This window comes from Zhenhengia sp. (assembly GCF_046966505.1).
In the GTDB taxonomy this organism is placed as follows: Bacteria; Bacillota; Clostridia; order Lachnospirales; family Cellulosilyticaceae; genus Zhenhengia; species Zhenhengia yiwuensis.
Genome location: NZ_JBKVCH010000007.1, coordinates 162,519 through 181,880 on the forward strand (window position 1 = coordinate 162,519; position 19,362 = coordinate 181,880).

Here is a 19,362-nt window from a genome sequence, read left to right on the forward strand (position 1 = left end):
CTATATGAAAATCATATAGAAAGTATATCATATTTGTAATTTTTGTATAGAAGAGACCGTGTTATTATAAAATGAAGCGTTATTAATTTACGAGAGAAAGGAATGAAAAAGTGAAGAGGTTATGGATATACTTACAGGATTATAAAAAAGAATGTGTTTTAGCACCTTTATTTAAAATGTTAGAAGCATCCTTTGAATTATTTGTGCCCCTTGTTGTGGCAGCTATTATTGATACCGGTATTGCAAATGGAGATACAGGTTATATTTTAAAAATGTGTATGATTTTGATTTTGCTTGCCCTTATTGGACTTATTTGTTCCGTAACGGCACAGTATTTCTCAGCAAAGGCAGCTATTGGCTTTGGAACAGGGCTTCGTCGTGCTTTATTTAAACATTTAATGGGACTTTCTTTTACAGAGATAGACATGGTAGGGACATCGACTATGATGACGCGTATGACAAGTGATGTAAATCAAGCACAAAATGGTGTGAATATGGTGTTACGCCTATTTTTAAGATCGCCTTTTGTTGTGTTTGGCTCCATGGTTATGGCTTTTACCATTGATGTTAAAGCAGCATTCATTTTTGTTATAGCGATTATTCTATTATCTATTGTTGTGTTTGGCATTATGCTTATGAATATTCCTATGCTGAAATCTGTACAGCAAAAGTTAGATGGTGTATTGGGCATTACACGAGAAAATTTAGCAGGTGTACGTGTCATACGTGCTTTTTGTAAGGAAGAAGAGGAGATTGAAGCATTTAAAGTGAAAAACGAGGCCTTAACAACAGCTCAGAAAAAAGCAGGTAAGGTTTCTGCGTTAATGAATCCTCTTACATATGTCATTATTAATATTGCAATTGTCACTCTTATATGGGTAGGTGCTATTCAGGTGGATAACGGCATCTTAACACAAGGGCAAGTGGTGGCACTTTATAATTACATGTCTCAAATTTTAGTTGAGCTTATTAAATTAGCGAGCTTAATGATTACGATTAACAAATCCGTAGCTTGCAGTAATCGTATTGTAAGTGTATTTGAGATTAAGCCGAGTATGGAAGAAGGTGTAGAGCAGAGTGCTGAAGGGGCTTCTAGGAAGTCAGAGGTTCCAGTTGTAGCTTTCAAAAATGTATCCTTAACGTATAAAGGAGCAGGGGAAGAGTCTTTAACAGGAATTGATTTTACAGTTTGGCAAGGTCAAACTGTAGGGATTATAGGTGGAACAGGTTCAGGGAAAACTTCGCTTGTTCATATGATCCCTAGATTTTATGATGCCACAGCAGGTGAAGTCTTGATAGATGGCATCAATGTGAAAGCGTATCAGATAAAAGCACTTAGAGATAAGATAGGCATTGTTATGCAAAAGGCCGTCTTATTTAAAGGGGATATTGGCTCTAATCTGAGATGGGGCAAAAAAGATGCAACAGAAGAGGAAATATTAGAAGCGGTTCGTATTGCACAAGGTGAGGATGTAGTCAATCAAAAAGGTGGATTGAAAGGAAGTATTCACCAAGGTGGCAAGAACTTATCAGGAGGGCAAAGACAACGTATGAGTATTGCTAGAGCTCTAGTGAAAAAGCCAGCAATTCTTATTTTAGATGATAGTACATCAGCTCTAGATTTTGCTACAGATGCTAAGCTCCGAGGTGCTATTAAAACATTGGATTATAAGCCAACAGTCTTTATAGTTTCTCAAAGAGCATCTTCTATTCAATATGCCGACCTCATTATTGTTTTAGATGATGGTAAGATGGTAGGTAAAGGTACTCATGAAGAGCTTCTTGAAAATTGTCAGGTTTACAGTGAAATTTACCATTCACAGTTTAGAAAGGAGGAGAACTAATGAGCCAAAATAAAAAAGGTCAAAAAGAAATTTTAAGTAAAGTGATGCGATATATTAAAAGATATACAGGGCTTATACTCCTTTCTATAGTCTTAGCCTCTTTAATTGTCATCTTAACTTTATATGTACCTATCTTAATAGGAGAAGCGATTGATGGCATTGTATATGGGCAGGTAAACTTTACATTTATTTTACGTTATTTAGTCATCATCAGTGTTATGGTAGGTATTACTGCATTGGCTCAATGGATGATGAATAAGATTAATAACAAAGTTACTTATAACGTTGTACGTGATATGAGAGAAGCAGCTTTTAAGAAGATAGAGATTTTACCTCTTAAATATTTAGATAGACGTTCACAAGGAGAAATTGTAAGCCGTGTGATTACAGATGTGGATCAGTTTGCAGATGGTTTGCTCATGGGATTTACTCAGTTCTTTACAGGGATTATGACGATTATAGGAACACTCTTTTTTATGCTGACTATTCATGTAGGTATTACTTTTGTAGTCGTATTAGTGACACCGCTTTCTTTGTTTGTCGCAAGCTTTATTGCTAAGAAAACTTACACCATGTTTAAATTACAATCAGAAGCAAGGGGTGAGCAGACAGCTTTTATTGATGAAATGATAGGGAATCAAAAAGTAGTGAAAGCTTATGGACATGAAGAAGAAGCTCTTGAGCAGTTTGATGCAATCAATACAAGGCTTGCGTACTATTCACTACGTGCTACATTCTTCTCTTCCCTTACGAATCCATGTACACGCTTTGTAAATAGTATTGTCTATGCAGGTGTAGCCATTACAGGTGCACTAGCTGTATTAACAGGCAGAATAACGGTAGGGGCTTTGTCATGCTTTCTAAGTTATGCCAATCAGTACACGAAACCTTTTAATGAAATATCAGGCGTTGTGACAGAATTGCAAAATGCTATTGCCTGTGCAGGAAGAGTTTTTGAACTGATTGAAGAAGAGCCGCAGGTGCCAGAGCCTGTAGATGCTGTGCATTTACAAGATGTAGAAGGACAGGTTGTTTGCAGACAAGTTGCTTTTTCTTATGTACCCGATAAAAAGCTTATTGAAAACTTTAATATTGCGATTAAACCAGGGCAAAGAGTAGCTATTGTAGGACCTACAGGATGTGGCAAAACCACTCTGATTAATTTACTTATGCGGTTTTATGACGTAAATGAAGGCAGTATTTGTGTAGAAAACATAGATATAAGAGAGGTAACACGTAAAAGTTTACGCTCTAACTATGGTATGGTTCTTCAAGAAACATGGCTTAAAAAAGGAACGATTAGAGAAAATATTGTAATGGGCAAGCCAGATGCTACAGAGGATGAGATCATTGCAGCAGCTAAAGCATCTCATGCACATTCGTTTATTAAGCGTTTACCAAAAGGATATGATACTGTTATTGGTGAAGATGGAGGTATGCTTTCACAAGGGCAGAAGCAACTTTTATGTATTACAAGAGTGATGCTCTGTAAGCCGCCTATGCTGATTCTTGATGAAGCCACCTCTTCTATTGATACACGAACAGAAATGCAAATTCAAAGTGCCTTTAATAAACTCATGGAGGGGAGAACGACCTTTATTGTAGCCCATCGTCTTTCGACCATTCAAAATGCAGATATAATTTTAGTTATGAAAGAGGGCAAGGTCATAGAGCAGGGGAATCATGAAGAGCTTTTAGCTCGAAAAGGATTTTATGCAGAACTTTATAATAGTCAGTTTGCAGTATAGGGTGTTTCTGGAGAGATAACAGTTTTGTGTTTATTCTATTACAAATAGATTACCCTACTTCAAAGGAGAGAAAAAAATTCATATAATGGAATCAGAAAAATATGGAACGATAAGACGATTTTAAACGTCTTATTAGTAAACCAATTTAGAGGAGGAAGACATATGAATAAGAAATTGAAAAGAAATGTATTAAGTGCATTGCTTATTGCAACTGTTGTATCTGCTCCACTTATGGCTAGTCCTATTATGCAAAAGATTACGGCTTATATTTATCCTAATATTGAATATCGTTTAGATGGTGTAGAAATATTGGAGGATACACAAACTATTTATTATAATGGTAAAAACTATGTATCTGTTAATGACATTGTCAGGGCTTTAGGCAAGGATGTCACTTTTGAAAATGGCAAAGTAACCATTACAACACCACAGTATAAGGAAAGTGTTGTAATTAATGAAGCGATTATTAAAGAAGTAGATGTTAAACAGAATCAAGTAACTATTTTACCAGTAGATAAAGCTGATAAATTAGAAAACTATAAGATTTTAAATGTAGGGCCAGAAACAAAATTAAGCTATGAAAAAAATAAACCAGTTGTAAAAATAAGTGATTTAGAAGAAGGTATGAAAGTTAAAGTCATTCAAGCATCATTTGAGACAGCATCTATACCTGCACAGACAACAGCTTATGAAATTACTATTTTACAAGATGGAGTAGAACAAGAACCAGTAGCTCAAAATATAACGATTAAAAAAGCAACGATTAAAGATGTAGAAGAAGATGATAAGACGATCACTATTCTACCAGCAGGGAAAGAGAATAAACCTGAAAATTACATTGTTTTAAATATTGGCCAAGATACTAAATTAGCTCATGAAACAATTAAAAAAGTAGTGACTTTAGAAAGTTTAGAAGAAGGTATGACTGTAAAAGTAGTACATTCACCAGCTGTCACTAAATCTTTACCACCACAAACATCAGCTATAGAAGTTATTGTTTTAAAAGAAAATGGTGATTTAACAACTGATGATAAAGACGATGACTTTGATCACGATGCAGTGTTCGAAACAGAAATCGAAGATGCAAAGATTATAGAAATGAATCATGGTAAAAAATATATGGTCGTTAAAAATGATAAAGGAACTTACACTGTAAAGTTTACTCATAAAACGAAAGTAGAATTTGATGATGCCGATCATAAGAAACCAAATGTAAATAGCTTAAAAGTAGGCCAAAGAGTAGATATTGAATTAGAAAATGGTGTTGCAGTAGAAATTGAAGTACAATAAGAAAAAGGTCATTCCCTCGCGTTATAGTGAGAGAATGACCCTTTTAATTTTTGTTAATTCAAATGATTAACATCCTTTAAAATCTTCTCCAGTTTTTCAGTAGAGGTAATGCGTTCATTACATTTAGCACTATCTAGGCACATGTGAAAACCTATAGATCGGTATTCATCGTGAGCTGTTTTGCAAATAGGGGAGACAAAAGCTACTTCATCCTCTTTACCTACATGATTGCAAAAGGTACAAATATGAGTATTGTTAGAGTCTTGATTGGGGATTCTACAAGCCATGCCTATAAGTTTGTCTTCTAGAGGATAGGTGATAAAAAGCTTGCGAATGGATTCGTCCAACCAACCTAAATAGACAAGTTTTAGATTTTCTTCACTTATGAGAGGAAGTTTGAGCTTCTTTTCTTTTCTAAAAACCTTTTTAATTTGACTAGATGTAGGAAGCGCTATGCCATAGACATGTTCTTCTAAGTCTGCTAAGTATTGATCAATAGAGAGTGAATCAGTAATTTTTAAAATATCAAGTAAGGCTGTTTGTTCTTCTGATAAATTGTCAAAAAGGTTTAGTATAGTATCTTGTAAGGAAGCTTTATGTGTAGCAATAATTTGATTATCGGTGCAGTTCCTAAAAGTATTATTTAAATCCCGTAGACACTTTTTGATATGATTATATTTATGTTTAGGAATAAACGTTTTGTTCATAGCAGGACCTCTTTTCTTTAAAGAATATTTCAAGTATTCGACAATCCTATAAAGTTTATGAATAAAAAAGATGATTAGTGCTCCTTCAAGTTGAAAGTAACACTAATCATCTTTTTTGCTATAGGATACTTTCATTAATCGATATAATAAAAGCATAGCACAATTTCAAATTATAATTCAATCTCATAAACGGTGCTGTTGGAATTATGAGATGAGACGTTTTTGCTCACCTATAATTCTTCTAATACTTTTTTCAGAGAGATAATAAGTCTGAGTAAGCTCGTAAACAGTAGTGCCATTTATATATTTTTCATAAATTTCATTATTTCTTATTTTAAGGTATCTTTTAATACCACTTTTTTCACCCCAGGCTTTATGGTTAGCCTCTTTCCTAGGGATATAAAGATATTTTCCATCTGCATATTCTTGTAGTTTTTTTAGTAGTTCTTCGGGTAACACATCTTGTGCATTGATATATTTCATTTTTTGCTCCTTTACTTTAAGTCTTAGGGTTAAAGCAAAGCATACAAAAAGGCTATGTGTTACAGAACCAAAATCTCTATATGTTCCAGCTAATTTAGCGATTTAGGCTCCAGACAAAGCATAGCTGACTTTGTTGTAGTCTTTGCAAGGAGCAAGTCGCTTTAGAGCTGAATGTACAATAGACTTTCATCAAAACACCTCCAATACGATAGGTGTATTATAGCACAAGAAATGCCTGCAAATAAGACTTTGCAGGCATTTTTAGTTTAGACTAATTCAGCAATTTTAGCATTAACCTTTTCACGAAGCTTTAAGAGGTAAGTTTCAGTGCGAGGGTATACGCTAAAGGTAATAGGTTCATCTGTATTTTCTTCAATAAGTGCAAGAACTTCTTCTCTTGAAGTAAGGCTTTCAAGAAGTTCAAAGGCACGTATGTCATAGAAGGCTTCAGCAAGCACTTTAAGACGGATAGACTCAAGAGCACCTTCCTCACCTGGATAAACTAAAAATGCATCGCCTGAAGGGAAAGTCATATCTGCATCTGTTACAAGGAATGGATTAATAGCTCTTTTTGAAAGATGGCTGTTGTAGAAGTTATACCCCCAGTGAAGGAAGCCGGGAATATGGTATTTATAAAGTTGTACACCTAAAATACGGTTACGGAAGCTAGGGAGTGCCATAAAGCGGTTGCTAACCTGAACACTTTGAGCACAGCAGTAGTAAGCCCATAAATTAGGTACTTTAGCTTCGATAAAAGGTGTAATATGGTCGTTAGCACATACTGGATAGTCAATAATACCTTTTTCATAGAATTCTAGATTTGAAAGTGCATCCATAAGTGGATAGCCTTCTAAATGTCCTTGTACAAGATCATGTGCTTCTTTATAATTATCAATTTGGTCAAGGCTTGGCTCATCAGAAATATGGAAGTAGCATTTACCTTGAAGGCCTTGACTATCTAAAAAGTTTTTAAGTGCTGGAAGAAAAGCATCTAAGAAAGCTTTATAGCTTTCATCTTTGGCAGCTACATGCCAGCCAAAGCGTTTTTGAAGTTCACCATTTACGCGTACCATAATCTTTGGTGTAGCATTTGCACCCCATTGTGTAAAGAGGTGAGACATCTCAAAGTATTCCATGCCAGCTTCAGTAGCAAGCTTAATCCATTTTGCAAGTTTATCAAAGTTAAAGTGATAATGCCCTAAATCATCTAGTTCTATATCTACAAGCTGTACAGTAAGACGTTCACCGCCTACTTCTGTATCAAGTGGTGGTGTGAAAAGCGGTGTTAGGATCATATTAACGCTGTGTTTAGCAGCAGTTTGCATAAAGTTTGCTACTAAATCCCAGTAGCGTTCTGAGAATACTGGAACGTTATAAAACTGTGCAATACCATCTGTATGGAACCATTCAGTGTGAATCGTCTTTTGTTTTGGAAGATATGTATTTAAAACGCTTAAAGTAAAGGTATGTTCAGCTGCTATATTACCATTTCCATCTTTAAGAGAGATGGTAACAGGGTAGTCACCAGCAGTTAAGTCAGCTGGTGGTGTAAGGCAGAACCAAAGGCTACGCCACTGAGTTGGCATTACTTTAACAGCAGGTACTTTAAGTGGCATAAGTAAATCTGGAAGAAGTCCAGGTGTACGCATTAAGTAGTCTGCATCAGCTCCAGCATAGCAAGGGAAGTTAGAAGGTACAAGTTCTACAGAAGAAATGCTGATGTAGTCTTTAAGTTTAGAGTCGATTTCAATATGTATGTACTGGTGAAGCCAGTTTGGATTTTCACTGCTGTAGGCAACCTGAAAGTTAAAGCTTTCATTTAAACAGCACATAGGGTTTTCATAGAAAGCACTTGTAGGTTTTTCGTTTGGTAATACTTTTGCAAGTGAAGAAAGTAATACAGTTTGAAGCGTTGATGACATTTTAAATCCTCCTAGAATATAATAAAATATAATTTATAATAACATAAAATTGTGTAAAATTAAAAGCAGATTACCTAAAATATTAATAGGCAATCTGCTTTTTTGTTAAGCTGCCGGATGAATCGGCATATATAAAAACTCGGTTTGGGTTTTTCTTAGCCCATTGGCTAAATAGAATCGTATTAATCTCGATCTCATCTCCAATATCTTTTTAGGATTTTCTGATTTGACGCATTCTACTTTTCCATTACTTTTTTCAAGAGGATACGGAAATAGATATAAATCATTGACCTCCGGATGATGGATTTTAAGCCAGTTAGGAAGCAGCTGAAGTATATCACCTCCTAACCCTAAGCCTCTATATTCTTTTTCTAAGAAGAAGTCTGTAATATAGAAGACTACATGTGTATCAAGGACATTACTTAGACTTTTGTAGAAGAGTAGAAGCTCATCTTCAATTTCTTTGTCCTGACACTTAAGCTTGTCGTCTCTAAAGCCACCGGCCTTAAGAGAGCCCACATCCATAACAACAGCGTTCAGATAACCGACAGTACGCGACTTATAAGTGATGCTGATGTAAAGTTCTTGTTTTTCAAGACTTTTGGCGTCAATCCTTTCACTTAAGATAATAAACTTGTCGGTACTATCAGTATCACTATCTGAATCATCTGATTCCATAAATATCCCTCCGTTTTTGAATTTAAAGCTACCTTAATAGCATAGCTTTATTATATCATTTTATGTGTAGAAAATATAAAAATATACTAGTAATTAATATTAAATTATTATGAATGCATTTTACTTAGAGAATAAGAAAATATATAGAATACATTTTATAATTTGTTAAAATGATTATATAAAATTATTTACAAATATTTTTATTAAATCCCTTGTATTTCTTTGCAAAAAGGAGTAAAACAAAGATGTAAGAACAAATAAAATCTAAATATTTTAGGAGGCGATGATATGTTTGGTTTAACACCTTTCAGAAAGGATCACACTATGTTACCAAGCAATCATGATTTTAATGATTTGGATACGTTCTTTAATGACTTCTTTAATGATGGTTTTATGCCAGTATTTTATGGCACATCCAGCGGTCAGATGAAAGTAGATATTAAGGAAACAGATGTAGATTACAAGATTGAAGCAGAACTTCCTGGTATTCCAAAAGAAGACGTACAACTTGGTATTGAAAATAACAGATTGACCATTCATGTAGCACACAGTGAAGAGCAGAATGAAGAAAAGGATAATTACATTAGACGTGAGCGTAGAAGTTGCACCATGTCTCGTAGTTTTAACTTAGAAAATGTAAATACTCAGGCTATTACAGCAAAATTTGAAAATGGTATTTTACACATTACACTTCCTAAACAAGAACCAGGAAGAGTGCAAAAGCAAATAATTAATATTGAATGATAGATAAGTAAGGGGGTTGCTAGATGCAGCTCCCCTTTTTTATAGGATAAGTACTCCTCACTTCTTTAAGGAAGAGGATAAGGTAAGCGTACTTCTCAACGCGTAAGGGAACATAGGGGTTGGTAGAATCAAAAATGTGGCGCTAGCCACCTTCTTGTATTTTAGTTATTTAGAAGAGGATATAGATGTGGTATACTGACTCTAAATTAAATAAGAAGGGGATGAATGTGTGCGTGTAAATATGAATAGAAACAAAATATTCACCTATTTGGCCATTACTTTAACTTCCATAAGTTTTTATTTTGCAATGCAGAATTTTGATATGATAGTAGACTACATAGGAAAGGTTTTAGGGATTTTAAAGCCTTTTTTAGTAGGGATTGCAATAGCTTATTTATTATGGAGACCTTTAAAGTTTATTGAAAGTCTACTAGAGAAATTTATTTTTAGAGGAAAGGTATCTAAGGGAAATAGGCGTATAGTGGGGGTTATTGTACTGTATCTTATTGCAGCAGTAGTTATTGTATCCCTTTTCTCATTTGTGCTGCCTCAAATTATTGAAAATCTTACTATTTTAACAAATAACTTACCAGGTTATTTTGAAAGTATTAAGCAGTCTCTTGATACACTTCTTCGAAGTAGTGGTATGGATGGAGACATTTATCAATTTGTATCAGATCTTATTGGTGATTTATCTCAGATGATGATGCAAATAACGGCTAAAGTCCTTCCGATGCTTATTGACTTATCTGTAGGCGTAACCTCTACGATACTTAATACATTTTTAGCTATTGTGGTTTCGATTTATTGCTTAGTAGACAAGGAAACTTTCTTTGCTAAAAATAGAAAATGTATGCATGCCTTACTGCCTCAACGATTGATTGGACAAATCACTAGGATAGTAACCATCTTTGATGATACTTTTGGCAGATATTTTGTAGGGCAATTAACAGATGCTGTGATTGTGGGAAGTATTTGCTTTATGATGATGTTGACTTTTAAATTCCCATTCGCCCTTTTAATTAGTGTTATTGTCATGTGTACCAATGTGATTCCTTATGTAGGACCATTTATTGGGGCTGTACCAGGGACTTTTATTATTTTGATGACAGGTGGGTTTGGGCCGGCTTGTGGTTTTGTCCTTATGATTTTTGTTCTCCAACAGATTGATGGCAATATTCTTGTACCAAAGATTATTGGAGATTCTATTGGTATATCAGGATTTTGGGTACTCTTTGCTGTTATGGTAGGAGGCGGACTATTTGGTTTTATAGGTGTCCTCTTAGGGGTACCAAGTTTATCTGTTATCTTCAAACTAATCAAAGCTTACTCAGAGAAAAAATTAAGGCAAAAAGAGCTTCCGGTAGATACCAAGGCATATGAATAAAAAAGTGTTGAAATAAGTTGAAAAATTGTATAATCTAACACTATATTCTATTATTAATTCTAGGAGGAAGACATATGGCTGTGCCAATGCCCATTAAAAGAATTGCAGATTTTGAGAATTTAGGTTTTGGAATGTTTGTACACTGGGGGCTTTACTCTCAAGTAGGAAAAGGTGAATGGTATCAAGCTTTGCATAGCGTACCAAAAGCGCAGTATGAGGAACTTGTAAAGACTTTTCAAGTTGCACCTGATTATGCGGAAAATATGGTCAAAGTGGCAAAAGAAGCAGGAATGAAATATATTGTTCTTACGACAAGACATCATGATGGTTTTTCTTTATTTGATACAAAAGGACTAAGTACATATGATGCACCACATGCAATAGGAAGAGATCTTATAAGAGAATACGTAGAGGCATGTAACAAGTATGAGATCATTCCATTTTTCTACCACACAACACTTGATTGGCATGAGGCAAGTTTTAATGAAGATTTTAAAACTTATCTGAAATACCTGAGAGATTCAGTTGAAATTCTATGTAGTGAATACGGTAAAATCGGAGGCTTATGGTTTGATGGTAACTGGAGTAAGCCACACGAAGACTGGGAAGAAGATGCTTTATATGCAGTAATTAGAAAGCATCAGCCAGATGCGATTATTGTTAATAATACAGGACTATCTCATAGAGGGGAAAAAGGTAATATTGAAATTGATAGTGTAACCTTTGAGCAAGGTAGACCCTCAAGAATGAATCAAGATGGTGCTACAAAATATGTAGCAAGTGAAATGTGTCAGACACTCAATGACCACTGGGGTATAGGAAATAATGATTTTAATTATAAATCTTTACCAGAAATTATTGAGACACTCTGCTATAGCAGAAGAATGGGAGCTAACTATCTACTCAATGTAGGGTTAGAAGCAGATGGAACTGTACCAGGTATACAAGCTGCTATGCTCAAAGAAGTTGGAAAGTGGATTAAGTTAGAAGGAGAGGCTATCTACCATGGTAGACCTTGCGATGATCTATCAGGAGAAGGATTAGACTTTATGCTTCGCACAGATGACCATACCCTTTATGCCTTCATTCACCACCTTAAAGTAACAGGGGATAGCAACGTAGTAGTAGGCGGTAGCGGAAGTGGCATGAAGAATTTCATTGGCCTAGATAGGGCAATTGAATCTATTGAATGGGTGGATAATAAAGAACCTCTAAGAGTGATTCAAGATACTGACACTAAACTTATGAGCTTTTATGCAACAGGTTTCCCTTATGGGACAAACACTGTAGTACGTGTAGCTAAAATAAAATTGAAATAGAAATTCTTAAAGTAAACATACATTTTCATATGACCTGAATACTTATGAAGTAAGACAATAAGTAAAGTGAGGGATAGATATGAGATGTACGTTAAAGGAATTTATAGCAGAGTATATGGAAACGCGATTGAGAGCTTACAAGATGCTTGGTCATGTAGGGTGCGATAAGCAAGTGAAAGCAAAAGATGCCCAGAAAGTTTGGAGTATGTATATGGGCATTATGGCTCAAGGTGATGATTGGCATAATGTATAGAAAAATAAGGCTACCTATTCGAGAAAGAGTAGGTAGCCTTATTTAATTTTTTATAGAATTATATTTCCTGTTTTTTGTTTAGATCTTTTCAGTTTCAGGAAGTATGTCTTCTGAAGATTCTTCTTGTGAAGATGTCTCCTCTTTAGTAAGTTCTGTATCTGAATCATCATCCTCTTTTTTATAGTAGATAAGGCTAATGACTTTTCCACTTACAGTTACAGCAATAAGTGACCAGAAAATCTGTTCAAAGCGTAAGTATGTAAGGGAAAGTCCGAGAACAGTAAAGTCTGTAATCATATAAACCCAGTTGACTTTAAGTGGTGTAAATTTAGAAACAAGAAGCGCAATCACATCATCACCACCTGAAGCACCGCCACCCCTTACAACAAGACCTACACCAACACCTACAAATAAACCAGCAAATAAACTTGCAAGGAGCATATGTTCCCCTAGACTAGGAACAAGAGGTCCTATAGCTTCCCAAATACTATAAGTAATAGAGAAGGTTATAGTAGAGAGAACAGAATAAATCATAAAGCTTTTACCAAAAAATCTGCTACCTAAGAAGAATAAAGAAAAGTCTAATACGACACTTGTAATAGAAGGAGATATATCAAACAGGTTTTTAAAAAGGAGTAGAAGACCTAAAATACCGCCTTCTGTAACACTGTTCTGATAGTTGAAGTTAAAGGTACCAAAAGAAAGTATGGTAGCCCCCAACAAAACAAGACTGATTTGCTTGATGGGCAATTTTTTTAGATAAGTATACATAAACGTCACCTCCTTTAAAAAAAGTATAAACTATGGCATAATACTAGAGTCAATGCACATTGTAAAAAAATAATAAGAAAAGAAGTGTAACATGAAAGCATACTATAAAATTGGGGAGATTTCTAAAATCTATGGTATTGGGAAAGATTCGCTTATGTACTATGAAGATTTAGGTATTCTAAATCCAGTAAGGGGAGAAAATGGGTATAGATTTTATAGCATAAGTGATATTTGGAGGCTCAACCTTATTAAAGAATTACGAAGTTTAGATTTCTCTATGAAGAAAATAAAAGATTATTTAGATGATAGGGACTTAGTCTCTACTCAAGCTATTCTAAATGAGGAAGCGACTTTAATAGATCAAAAAATAGCAGAACTTTTAGCACACAAACAAAATATTAATAGTAGATTAAAAGAAATAGAAGAAGTTGTAAAAGAGACTCAGTTTGATACGATTGAGGTTAAATGGATTAAAGAACGTAAGGCACTTCTTTTAAATGCTAATATTACAAGAGATGAACAGGTAGATTTTCTTATTCAGAAACTCCATAAAGAATATGAGGCTTCTTTTTATATTTTAGGTAATCATAATATAGGAGCTATTTTTGATTTTGAAGAAGTGAAGAGAGGGCGTTATAATGTGTTTCAATCAGTATTCTGTCTCTTACCTGATGAAGCGTGTCAATTTAACTTTGTCTTACCTGAAGGACACTATGTATCTTATCATTATACAGGACAGTATAAAAAAAATAAGATTTATCTAGAGAAGATGTTTACTTATATTAAAGAGCAAGGTTATCAGATTATAGGGAATCCAATAGAAATTTATAAATTAGATATCCATGAGACAGGCAAAGAAGAAGAATTTGTAACAGAGATACAAATTCCTGTACAATTAAAACAATAAATAGACAAGAAAAAACCAGTAATCTTTAATAAGTTTACTGGTTTTTGTACAGCTGCTAGCGGGAATCGAACCCGCGACCTCTACACTACCAATGTACGGGTGTAGAAATTTGAAAAAAGTGCTACAATCCTTGAAAAATAAGGTGATTTTAAATAGGAGAGTGACTTGCTTAAATGTGCAACATGGCAACACTATGCAGTTAGATTGAATTATAGTATAATAATTATAACATAAAGTATTGCATAAGGGGTAGTTAAATGAATACGGTAATTATTAGAGGTCAAAAGTTTTACTGGACAACAAATCCAACAGAAGGGCTTTGGGATATTGAAGTTGGTTATGTGACTAGTGAAGATATATATATTGTAAAATTGACAAGTAACCTAAGAGGAAAAAAATATAAATATTATAAATTAAATGAACTTTATTCGAAAGAAGCTGAAATTATCCATAAGCTTAGAGAATTTGGATTTATCGATAAAGGTATGTATGCTAAAATTATCGATTATATCGAATACCTAAGAGTTTGTGATACTGAAGTTGTTGAACTTGAGGGGTCACTTAGCAAGTATCTGCTCAATGAAGATATTGAGGCTGAAGCAAATAGAGCATACGAAGTTGTTAAGGAATATGTGCAAGATAACGCTGAGTTTTTTCCGACACGTTCTAGTAACAAGTATGAAGATGGTGAAAGTCAAGGGGTCATCTTTGATGATGAAGCTAATATAAAAAAATATGGGGCGCAAACTATAGTTATCCACAAAGCTCCACTAGTAGCTCTATTAAAAGAAGAGTTTGATTTGATGAGCAAGTCGAAACATAACGCAATCTTTGAAGAATGGATAAGACAAGATATCCTATTTAGGAACAAGACTGTTAAAGAGAATCGTTATCAATGCAAAGACCTTGTTTTAAAGGATGGCATGACTGGTAAGTCACGTAAAGATGGTTATGTTTTAAAATGGAAGAGTTCAGATGAAATCCTCTAAAATCTCCATAATCTCCCGAATGGGTGGCAAATATCAGCTCATCGATAATATTGTTCCCCTCATTACACAATGTGCTGTAGACTATAGCATAACAACATACGCAGAGCTTTGTGGTGGGGGTGCAAGGGTTCTTCTAAATCTTCCAAACAATCTCTTTGAACATCGCATCTACAATGAGATTGATATTGGAATTTGTAATATTTTTCAAGTTCTTCAAAATAAGCTCTATACGGCAGAAATGATGAGTGTGCTCGAAAAATATAGATATAGTCGTGAAGTGTTTGAAATGGCTCGTAATGAACTAAAAATAGATAAAGTACAGAAACATTTAAATCTGATTGAGCGAGCGACCTACACCTATATAGCAGTTACTCAAAGTCGAGCATCCAATATGGTGACTTATAGTCCAAGTGGTGAATATGATATGGGGTACTACGATAAGCTATCAAAACTAAAAGAATATCATTATTTATTAGAAGGTATTGAGATACAAAATCAAGATTGCATGATATTATTAGAAAAGTATAAAAACAACAAAGATATGCTTATCTATCTTGACCCACCCTATAATCCATTAGCAATGAAGAATCCTAAGACCTATGCAGAGCATTCATGGACTGTGGAACAGCATAAAATATTAGTGGATAGGTTATTAGAAACAAAGGCAAAAGTTATTTTAAGTGGTTATGATAATCCAATTTATGGAGCATTAGAAGATGCAGGATGGCTCAAAATAAAATTAAAAGATGTTCATATAGCAAGCTCGGTGAGTGACCGAAAAGAGAGTGAATATATATGGATTAACTTTGAAGTAAGTCCATATATACTGCAGAAAATAAGTATAAATGATTAAGACCCGTAGACCCATAGCACCCATAACTTTTTTAGAAAGCGTATAAGTTATTTCAGAAATAGGTCATTCATATAAAATAAGCTGTTAACAGATAGATTGAGTAAGACAATGGGTTAAAGCATAAGAGAATAGCGTATAGGCTTAAGAAATAGCTTAAATCTTAAGGTTATTAGGTATTTAGGATAGGACTGTGATTTATTGGTTTAACATAAATACTACGAAATGCTAAAAATAACAGCATTTAAAATAAGAGTATATGTGCAAAACGCACAAATATATAAAAAATATAACCTGACATATCAGTTATTCGTTATGTTTTATTCTTTATAAAAATAGCAATGTAATTTAGAGAAAACAGACCAACAATTTAAAAAATGCATTTTTCACCCGTGATAAGGATGGCGTTTATGGGGGTAAGGGGGTTGGGGAAAAGGGTTGTTAGGTTTGCTGAGGTTGTAAAAGTGACTTAGTCATTTGTGGTGAGTGACATTCAAACGTGATATTCAACACAGCACAATGGATAGGTTACAACACAAGGCATTGTTCAACAGTTCCTATCTGTTCGAGTTGTTCAATAAGACAGAGCACTTCTCATTGGAGGAGTGCTTTTTATATTTCATCAACCTTCATTTCATTCTGACTTTCCTAATCTTTCATCCTTGCTCTTTTTAATGCAATTAAAAATCTAATGAAAGTATCACAATAGAACTTCATAATAACAGACTTTTCAAATCCATTATTTGCATAAATTCTTTTCAATTCTGCTAATAAGCTAAAACTAGGTGAATGAACTCGTTTAGGATTTCATTTACGTCTTGTTAAACTTGTTAGGTATATAACATTTAAAAAAATAATTAAGAATTTACAGCTCATGAACGGACAAAAATTATAGTAGATACAGACAGTAGGTGACGGAATATTTCACGCAACTTCAAACAAAGTTGAACTAGTTGCTATTGAGGTTCACATAGATGAAAGCAATTCCTCAATCTGACCAATGTAGACAAAGTGGTTGACGTAATTGGAATATACAGATAATATGAAAAAAATCAGACAATAACTTGCGATGTCTAATTTATCTACGTTATAATTGATATAACTTTTAAAAAAAGATTAAATGAGGGAGACTTTAAGAATGTATTCAAATAAGAATAAAAGTAGTTCTGATATTAGGTATTTAAGTAATTGGTTGTTTATGTTTTACTAGGGGGTAATATATATAAATATTTCTTCGAGTATTAACAATTGTGCTATATTCATGGTAATATCAAACCATAACAAAAGATTAAGAATATACTAAATAAAAATAATAAAAAATAAGTGAGGTCGATACAAATGAAATCTAAATCCGTAAGAAAAATGTTATGTGGCTTACTCGTTACTTCAAGTGTACTCAGTGTAGCAACTCCAGTATTTGCAAGTGGTTTAGCAGGGGATAAGGATGGAGACGGAAAAATCGGAAAAGTAACGCTCTATAAAACTGAAAATGTACAAGAAGATAACAGTGGTGATTACCTTTTAGAAATTAAACTTGAAGAAGGTTGGACACCATATGCAGATGTACAAATTACTGTTTCTCAAGGTGCTCTATGTACTTCAATGGATGAAGGTTATCCTTTAGGTGATGATAGTAACGAAAGAGTTCTAAAAGGGGTAGTCGGTGCCACATTAAAAGATGACGATAATTTAGGCACAGTATTTAGAGGAAAAGTAACAAACCCTAAACAAGGTGGTATTATTGAAGTACCAATTAATCTTTGTAAAGAACATAATAGAGGAGAACTTGTAGGTCAAGCAGGTATGAAGGTAACTGTAGACAAAGATAATGCAAAATTCTATGTAAGTGGTAGTGTAAAATTTGACCAAGCAAAACCTATAAGTGATAGGGGTAACGAACCAACTCAACCTAACCAAACTTATAAAGAAGACGTAAGGTTCACAATCGGCAAATCAACCTATACAATCACAACTAAAGAAGGCAAACAAATCACAAAATCAATGCAAAATGGAGAAGCACCTTTCATGTCTAACGGTAGAACAATGATACCTGTACGTTACGCAGGTGAAGCACTTAACGCTAGTGTAGAATGGAATCCTGCAGTAAAAGAAGTCATTGTAAAGAAAAATGGTGTAACAGTAAGACTTCCATTAAATAGTCAGTATGCAATCTACAGTGACGGCTCTAAAGCAGATATGGGTGCTAAGACTGTACAAAAGAATGGTAGAACTTACGTACCAGTAGGAGCGTTAGGCAGAATGCTTGACGCTACAATGAGTTGGGATGACGCAACTCAAACCGTTATTTTTGCTAAATAAAATACATAGTAAAATTAAAAGTACACTTCGAGAGAAGTGTACTTTTTTTGCATTTAAATTTTTATAAGTGAGTAAAAGTAGTTTTTTCTAAAGGCATTTAGTTTTTTCTATGTTTGAACTGACTGGAGAAATTATCAAACAGATAAGTTCTTTCAGATAACTGACAGCAATCTATATTAGTAAAAGTAGAAGGTTAGAATAAAAGTTTTCATCAGATTATTATTTTTGAGGGGGTATTTATTTTTTAATTTTAAGGGGTGAAACCTAGACATTTTAAAGTTTTCTACTTTATAAATATCAAAATTAGGATAACTTTAGTATGCTTATTCTAATTTTTAAGAGAGGGGTTAAAATTTTATGTTTCTTAGAAAATTATATGAGGCACACTTCACAATTAAAGAATGTCTGTCACTTTATACCGAGGGGTCACCTGAGTGGCAATTAGAACAGGATAAGATGAAGCTCTTAAAAATGATTATTCAATTTATCAAAACAGAGGGTGTGAAGCAAGCTCCTGCAAAGGCTAAATTAGATGCTATCATGACAACTCATTTTGACTATGCTCGTGTAGCGAGCATGTTTAACACTACGGTAAATAGTATTAAGGCATCTATAAGCTATCTATCCAAAAGTATCGAAAGTAAAGTAGGGGTCGACACACTTGACCTGCTTTTAGCAGGTGACCTTGAGTCTGCTCGATCTAACTTTCAGGCTTGTAGCAATATTTATAATCTTAATGACTTAATAATTGGCGACATTGCTAATAGAATTCCTTTGCGTGTTCCTAAAGAGATGGATTTAGGTTGCTGTATAGGTGAATTGGAATTTTTAAAGTCTGTAAGTCTTCCTTATATAAGGAAAGAGTTCACTAACCTATCTTTAGAAAAACTTATTTTAATCAGGTATATCCTAGAAACTAGCGACAGTAGGTATTCGAATGAGAAAAGGCTACTTCATGCATACATATTAGGTAACATGAGTAGAGAGAATTTCTTATTCTCTTTAGAATAGGGGTAGCAATTTAAAAAAATTTTTTCTACTAAACTGACATACAAAAAAATTAACACTTGAAAACAGACATTAAGTATAAAGGTGTAGCAGGTAAGTAAAATGCTATAAAAAAAATTAACAGTCCTTAAGGAGGAAATAAA

Annotated in this window: 17 protein-coding genes; 12 read left to right on the forward strand and 5 right to left on the reverse strand. The window is 34.0% G+C overall.

Features of this window, described 5'->3' with window-relative positions:
- Nucleotides 1–110 precede the first annotated feature (110 nt).
- From ACLTBU_RS09775 to ACLTBU_RS09785, 3 genes are all read left to right on the forward strand, one after another.
- A complete protein-coding gene (locus ACLTBU_RS09775) occupies nt 111–1,844 on the forward strand; it encodes an ABC transporter ATP-binding protein (protein WP_249331215.1) in 1,734 nt (577 codons plus the stop codon).
- Nucleotides 1,844–3,592 (forward strand): ABC transporter ATP-binding protein, encoded by a 1,749-nt coding sequence (locus ACLTBU_RS09780; RefSeq protein WP_412218718.1) that lies wholly within the window; start codon nt 1,844–1,846, stop codon nt 3,590–3,592. The genes ACLTBU_RS09775 and ACLTBU_RS09780 overlap by 1 nt, the downstream gene beginning before the upstream one ends.
- Before the next feature lie 162 nt (nt 3,593–3,754).
- Nucleotides 3,755–4,882, forward strand: coding sequence for a hypothetical protein (locus ACLTBU_RS09785; RefSeq protein WP_249331216.1), 1,128 nt, complete (start codon nt 3,755–3,757; stop codon nt 4,880–4,882).
- A gap of 53 nt (nt 4,883–4,935) precedes the next feature.
- Here the strand turns inward: ACLTBU_RS09785 and ACLTBU_RS09790 are convergent, their stop codons facing one another.
- The 4 genes from ACLTBU_RS09790 to ACLTBU_RS09805 all read right to left on the reverse strand — a co-directional run bounded on the left by ACLTBU_RS09790 (nt 4,936) and on the right by ACLTBU_RS09805 (nt 8,672).
- On the reverse strand, nt 4,936–5,589 hold the full coding sequence (locus ACLTBU_RS09790; protein WP_412218719.1) for a FusB/FusC family EF-G-binding protein: 654 nt from the start codon (nt 5,587–5,589) through the stop codon (nt 4,936–4,938).
- A gap of 204 nt (nt 5,590–5,793) precedes the next feature.
- Nucleotides 5,794–6,174: a CD3324 family protein gene (locus tag ACLTBU_RS09795; RefSeq protein WP_330597570.1), complete on the reverse strand. Its 381-nt coding sequence runs from the start codon at nt 6,172–6,174 to the stop codon at nt 5,794–5,796.
- Between the two features lie 164 nt (nt 6,175–6,338).
- Nucleotides 6,339–7,994 carry a glycoside hydrolase domain-containing protein gene (locus ACLTBU_RS09800; RefSeq protein ID WP_412218720.1) on the reverse strand — a complete coding sequence of 552 codons (1,656 nt, stop codon included), beginning with the start codon at nt 7,992–7,994 and terminating at the stop codon, nt 6,339–6,341.
- A 105-nt stretch (nt 7,995–8,099) separates the two neighbouring features.
- Nucleotides 8,100–8,672, reverse strand: coding sequence for a hypothetical protein (locus tag ACLTBU_RS09805; protein ID WP_177669171.1), 573 nt, complete (start codon nt 8,670–8,672; stop codon nt 8,100–8,102).
- Between the two features lie 288 nt (nt 8,673–8,960).
- Between ACLTBU_RS09805 and ACLTBU_RS09810 the strand changes: the two genes are divergently transcribed.
- The 4 genes from ACLTBU_RS09810 to ACLTBU_RS09825 all read left to right on the forward strand — a co-directional run bounded on the left by ACLTBU_RS09810 (nt 8,961) and on the right by ACLTBU_RS09825 (nt 12,375).
- The gene (locus tag ACLTBU_RS09810; protein ID WP_177669173.1) at nt 8,961–9,416 is read left to right on the forward strand and encodes an Hsp20/alpha crystallin family protein; all 456 of its coding nucleotides are present in this window, start codon (nt 8,961–8,963) and stop codon (nt 9,414–9,416) included.
- A 229-nt stretch (nt 9,417–9,645) separates the two neighbouring features.
- Nucleotides 9,646–10,803 carry an AI-2E family transporter gene (locus ACLTBU_RS09815; protein WP_249331222.1) on the forward strand — a complete coding sequence of 386 codons (1,158 nt, stop codon included), beginning with the start codon at nt 9,646–9,648 and terminating at the stop codon, nt 10,801–10,803.
- Between the two features lie 74 nt (nt 10,804–10,877).
- The gene (locus ACLTBU_RS09820; RefSeq protein ID WP_412218721.1) at nt 10,878–12,122 is read left to right on the forward strand and encodes an alpha-L-fucosidase; all 1,245 of its coding nucleotides are present in this window, start codon (nt 10,878–10,880) and stop codon (nt 12,120–12,122) included.
- Nucleotides 12,123–12,201: 79 nt separating this feature from the next.
- Nucleotides 12,202–12,375, forward strand: a complete 174-nt coding sequence (locus tag ACLTBU_RS09825) for a hypothetical protein (RefSeq protein ID WP_249331224.1) — start codon at nt 12,202–12,204, stop codon at nt 12,373–12,375.
- Between the two features lie 78 nt (nt 12,376–12,453).
- Here ACLTBU_RS09825 and ACLTBU_RS09830 read toward each other — a convergent pair whose 3' ends face one another.
- On the reverse strand, nt 12,454–13,146 hold the full coding sequence (locus ACLTBU_RS09830; RefSeq protein WP_249331225.1) for a YitT family protein: 693 nt from the start codon (nt 13,144–13,146) through the stop codon (nt 12,454–12,456).
- A gap of 91 nt (nt 13,147–13,237) precedes the next feature.
- Between ACLTBU_RS09830 and ACLTBU_RS09835 the strand changes: the two genes are divergently transcribed.
- The 5 genes from ACLTBU_RS09835 (at nt 13,238) to ACLTBU_RS09855 (ending at nt 19,222) form a co-directional block, all read left to right on the forward strand.
- Nucleotides 13,238–14,053: a MerR family transcriptional regulator gene (locus ACLTBU_RS09835; protein WP_177669183.1), complete on the forward strand. Its 816-nt coding sequence runs from the start codon at nt 13,238–13,240 to the stop codon at nt 14,051–14,053.
- Between the two features lie 257 nt (nt 14,054–14,310).
- Nucleotides 14,311–15,042 carry a hypothetical protein gene (locus ACLTBU_RS09840; protein WP_412218722.1) on the forward strand — a complete coding sequence of 244 codons (732 nt, stop codon included), beginning with the start codon at nt 14,311–14,313 and terminating at the stop codon, nt 15,040–15,042.
- Nucleotides 15,029–15,895, forward strand: coding sequence for a DNA adenine methylase (locus ACLTBU_RS09845; RefSeq protein ID WP_412218723.1), 867 nt, complete (start codon nt 15,029–15,031; stop codon nt 15,893–15,895). The genes ACLTBU_RS09840 and ACLTBU_RS09845 overlap by 14 nt, the downstream gene beginning before the upstream one ends.
- A gap of 1,335 nt (nt 15,896–17,230) precedes the next feature.
- Nucleotides 17,231–18,211 (forward strand): stalk domain-containing protein, encoded by a 981-nt coding sequence (locus ACLTBU_RS09850; RefSeq protein WP_412218724.1) that lies wholly within the window; start codon nt 17,231–17,233, stop codon nt 18,209–18,211.
- A 357-nt stretch (nt 18,212–18,568) separates the two neighbouring features.
- Nucleotides 18,569–19,222: a hypothetical protein gene (locus tag ACLTBU_RS09855; protein WP_249331229.1), complete on the forward strand. Its 654-nt coding sequence runs from the start codon at nt 18,569–18,571 to the stop codon at nt 19,220–19,222.
- Nucleotides 19,223–19,362 lie beyond the last annotated feature (140 nt).

Bases quoted from the DNA above. Each gene is read 5' to 3' on its own strand.
- ACLTBU_RS09780 (WP_412218718.1), top strand. From the start codon at position 1,844: ATGAGCCAAAATAAAAAAGGTCAAAAAGAAATTTTAAGTAAAGTGATG.
- ACLTBU_RS09825 (WP_249331224.1), top strand. From the start codon at position 12,202: ATGAGATGTACGTTAAAGGAATTTATAGCAGAGTATATGGAAACGCGA.
- ACLTBU_RS09820 (WP_412218721.1), top strand. From the start codon at position 10,878: ATGGCTGTGCCAATGCCCATTAAAAGAATTGCAGATTTTGAGAATTTA.
- ACLTBU_RS09835 (WP_177669183.1), top strand. From the start codon at position 13,238: ATGAAAGCATACTATAAAATTGGGGAGATTTCTAAAATCTATGGTATT.
- ACLTBU_RS09845 (WP_412218723.1), top strand. From the start codon at position 15,029: ATGAAATCCTCTAAAATCTCCATAATCTCCCGAATGGGTGGCAAATAT.
- ACLTBU_RS09785 (WP_249331216.1), top strand. From the start codon at position 3,755: ATGAATAAGAAATTGAAAAGAAATGTATTAAGTGCATTGCTTATTGCA.
- ACLTBU_RS09855 (WP_249331229.1), top strand. From the start codon at position 18,569: ATGTTTCTTAGAAAATTATATGAGGCACACTTCACAATTAAAGAATGT.
- ACLTBU_RS09840 (WP_412218722.1), top strand. From the start codon at position 14,311: ATGAATACGGTAATTATTAGAGGTCAAAAGTTTTACTGGACAACAAAT.
- ACLTBU_RS09790 (WP_412218719.1), bottom strand. From the start codon at position 5,589: ATGAACAAAACGTTTATTCCTAAACATAAATATAATCATATCAAAAAG.
- ACLTBU_RS09800 (WP_412218720.1), bottom strand. From the start codon at position 7,994: ATGTCATCAACGCTTCAAACTGTATTACTTTCTTCACTTGCAAAAGTA.
- ACLTBU_RS09810 (WP_177669173.1), top strand. From the start codon at position 8,961: ATGTTTGGTTTAACACCTTTCAGAAAGGATCACACTATGTTACCAAGC.
- ACLTBU_RS09830 (WP_249331225.1), bottom strand. From the start codon at position 13,146: ATGTATACTTATCTAAAAAAATTGCCCATCAAGCAAATCAGTCTTGTT.
- ACLTBU_RS09850 (WP_412218724.1), top strand. From the start codon at position 17,231: ATGAAATCTAAATCCGTAAGAAAAATGTTATGTGGCTTACTCGTTACT.
- ACLTBU_RS09805 (WP_177669171.1), bottom strand. From the start codon at position 8,672: ATGGAATCAGATGATTCAGATAGTGATACTGATAGTACCGACAAGTTT.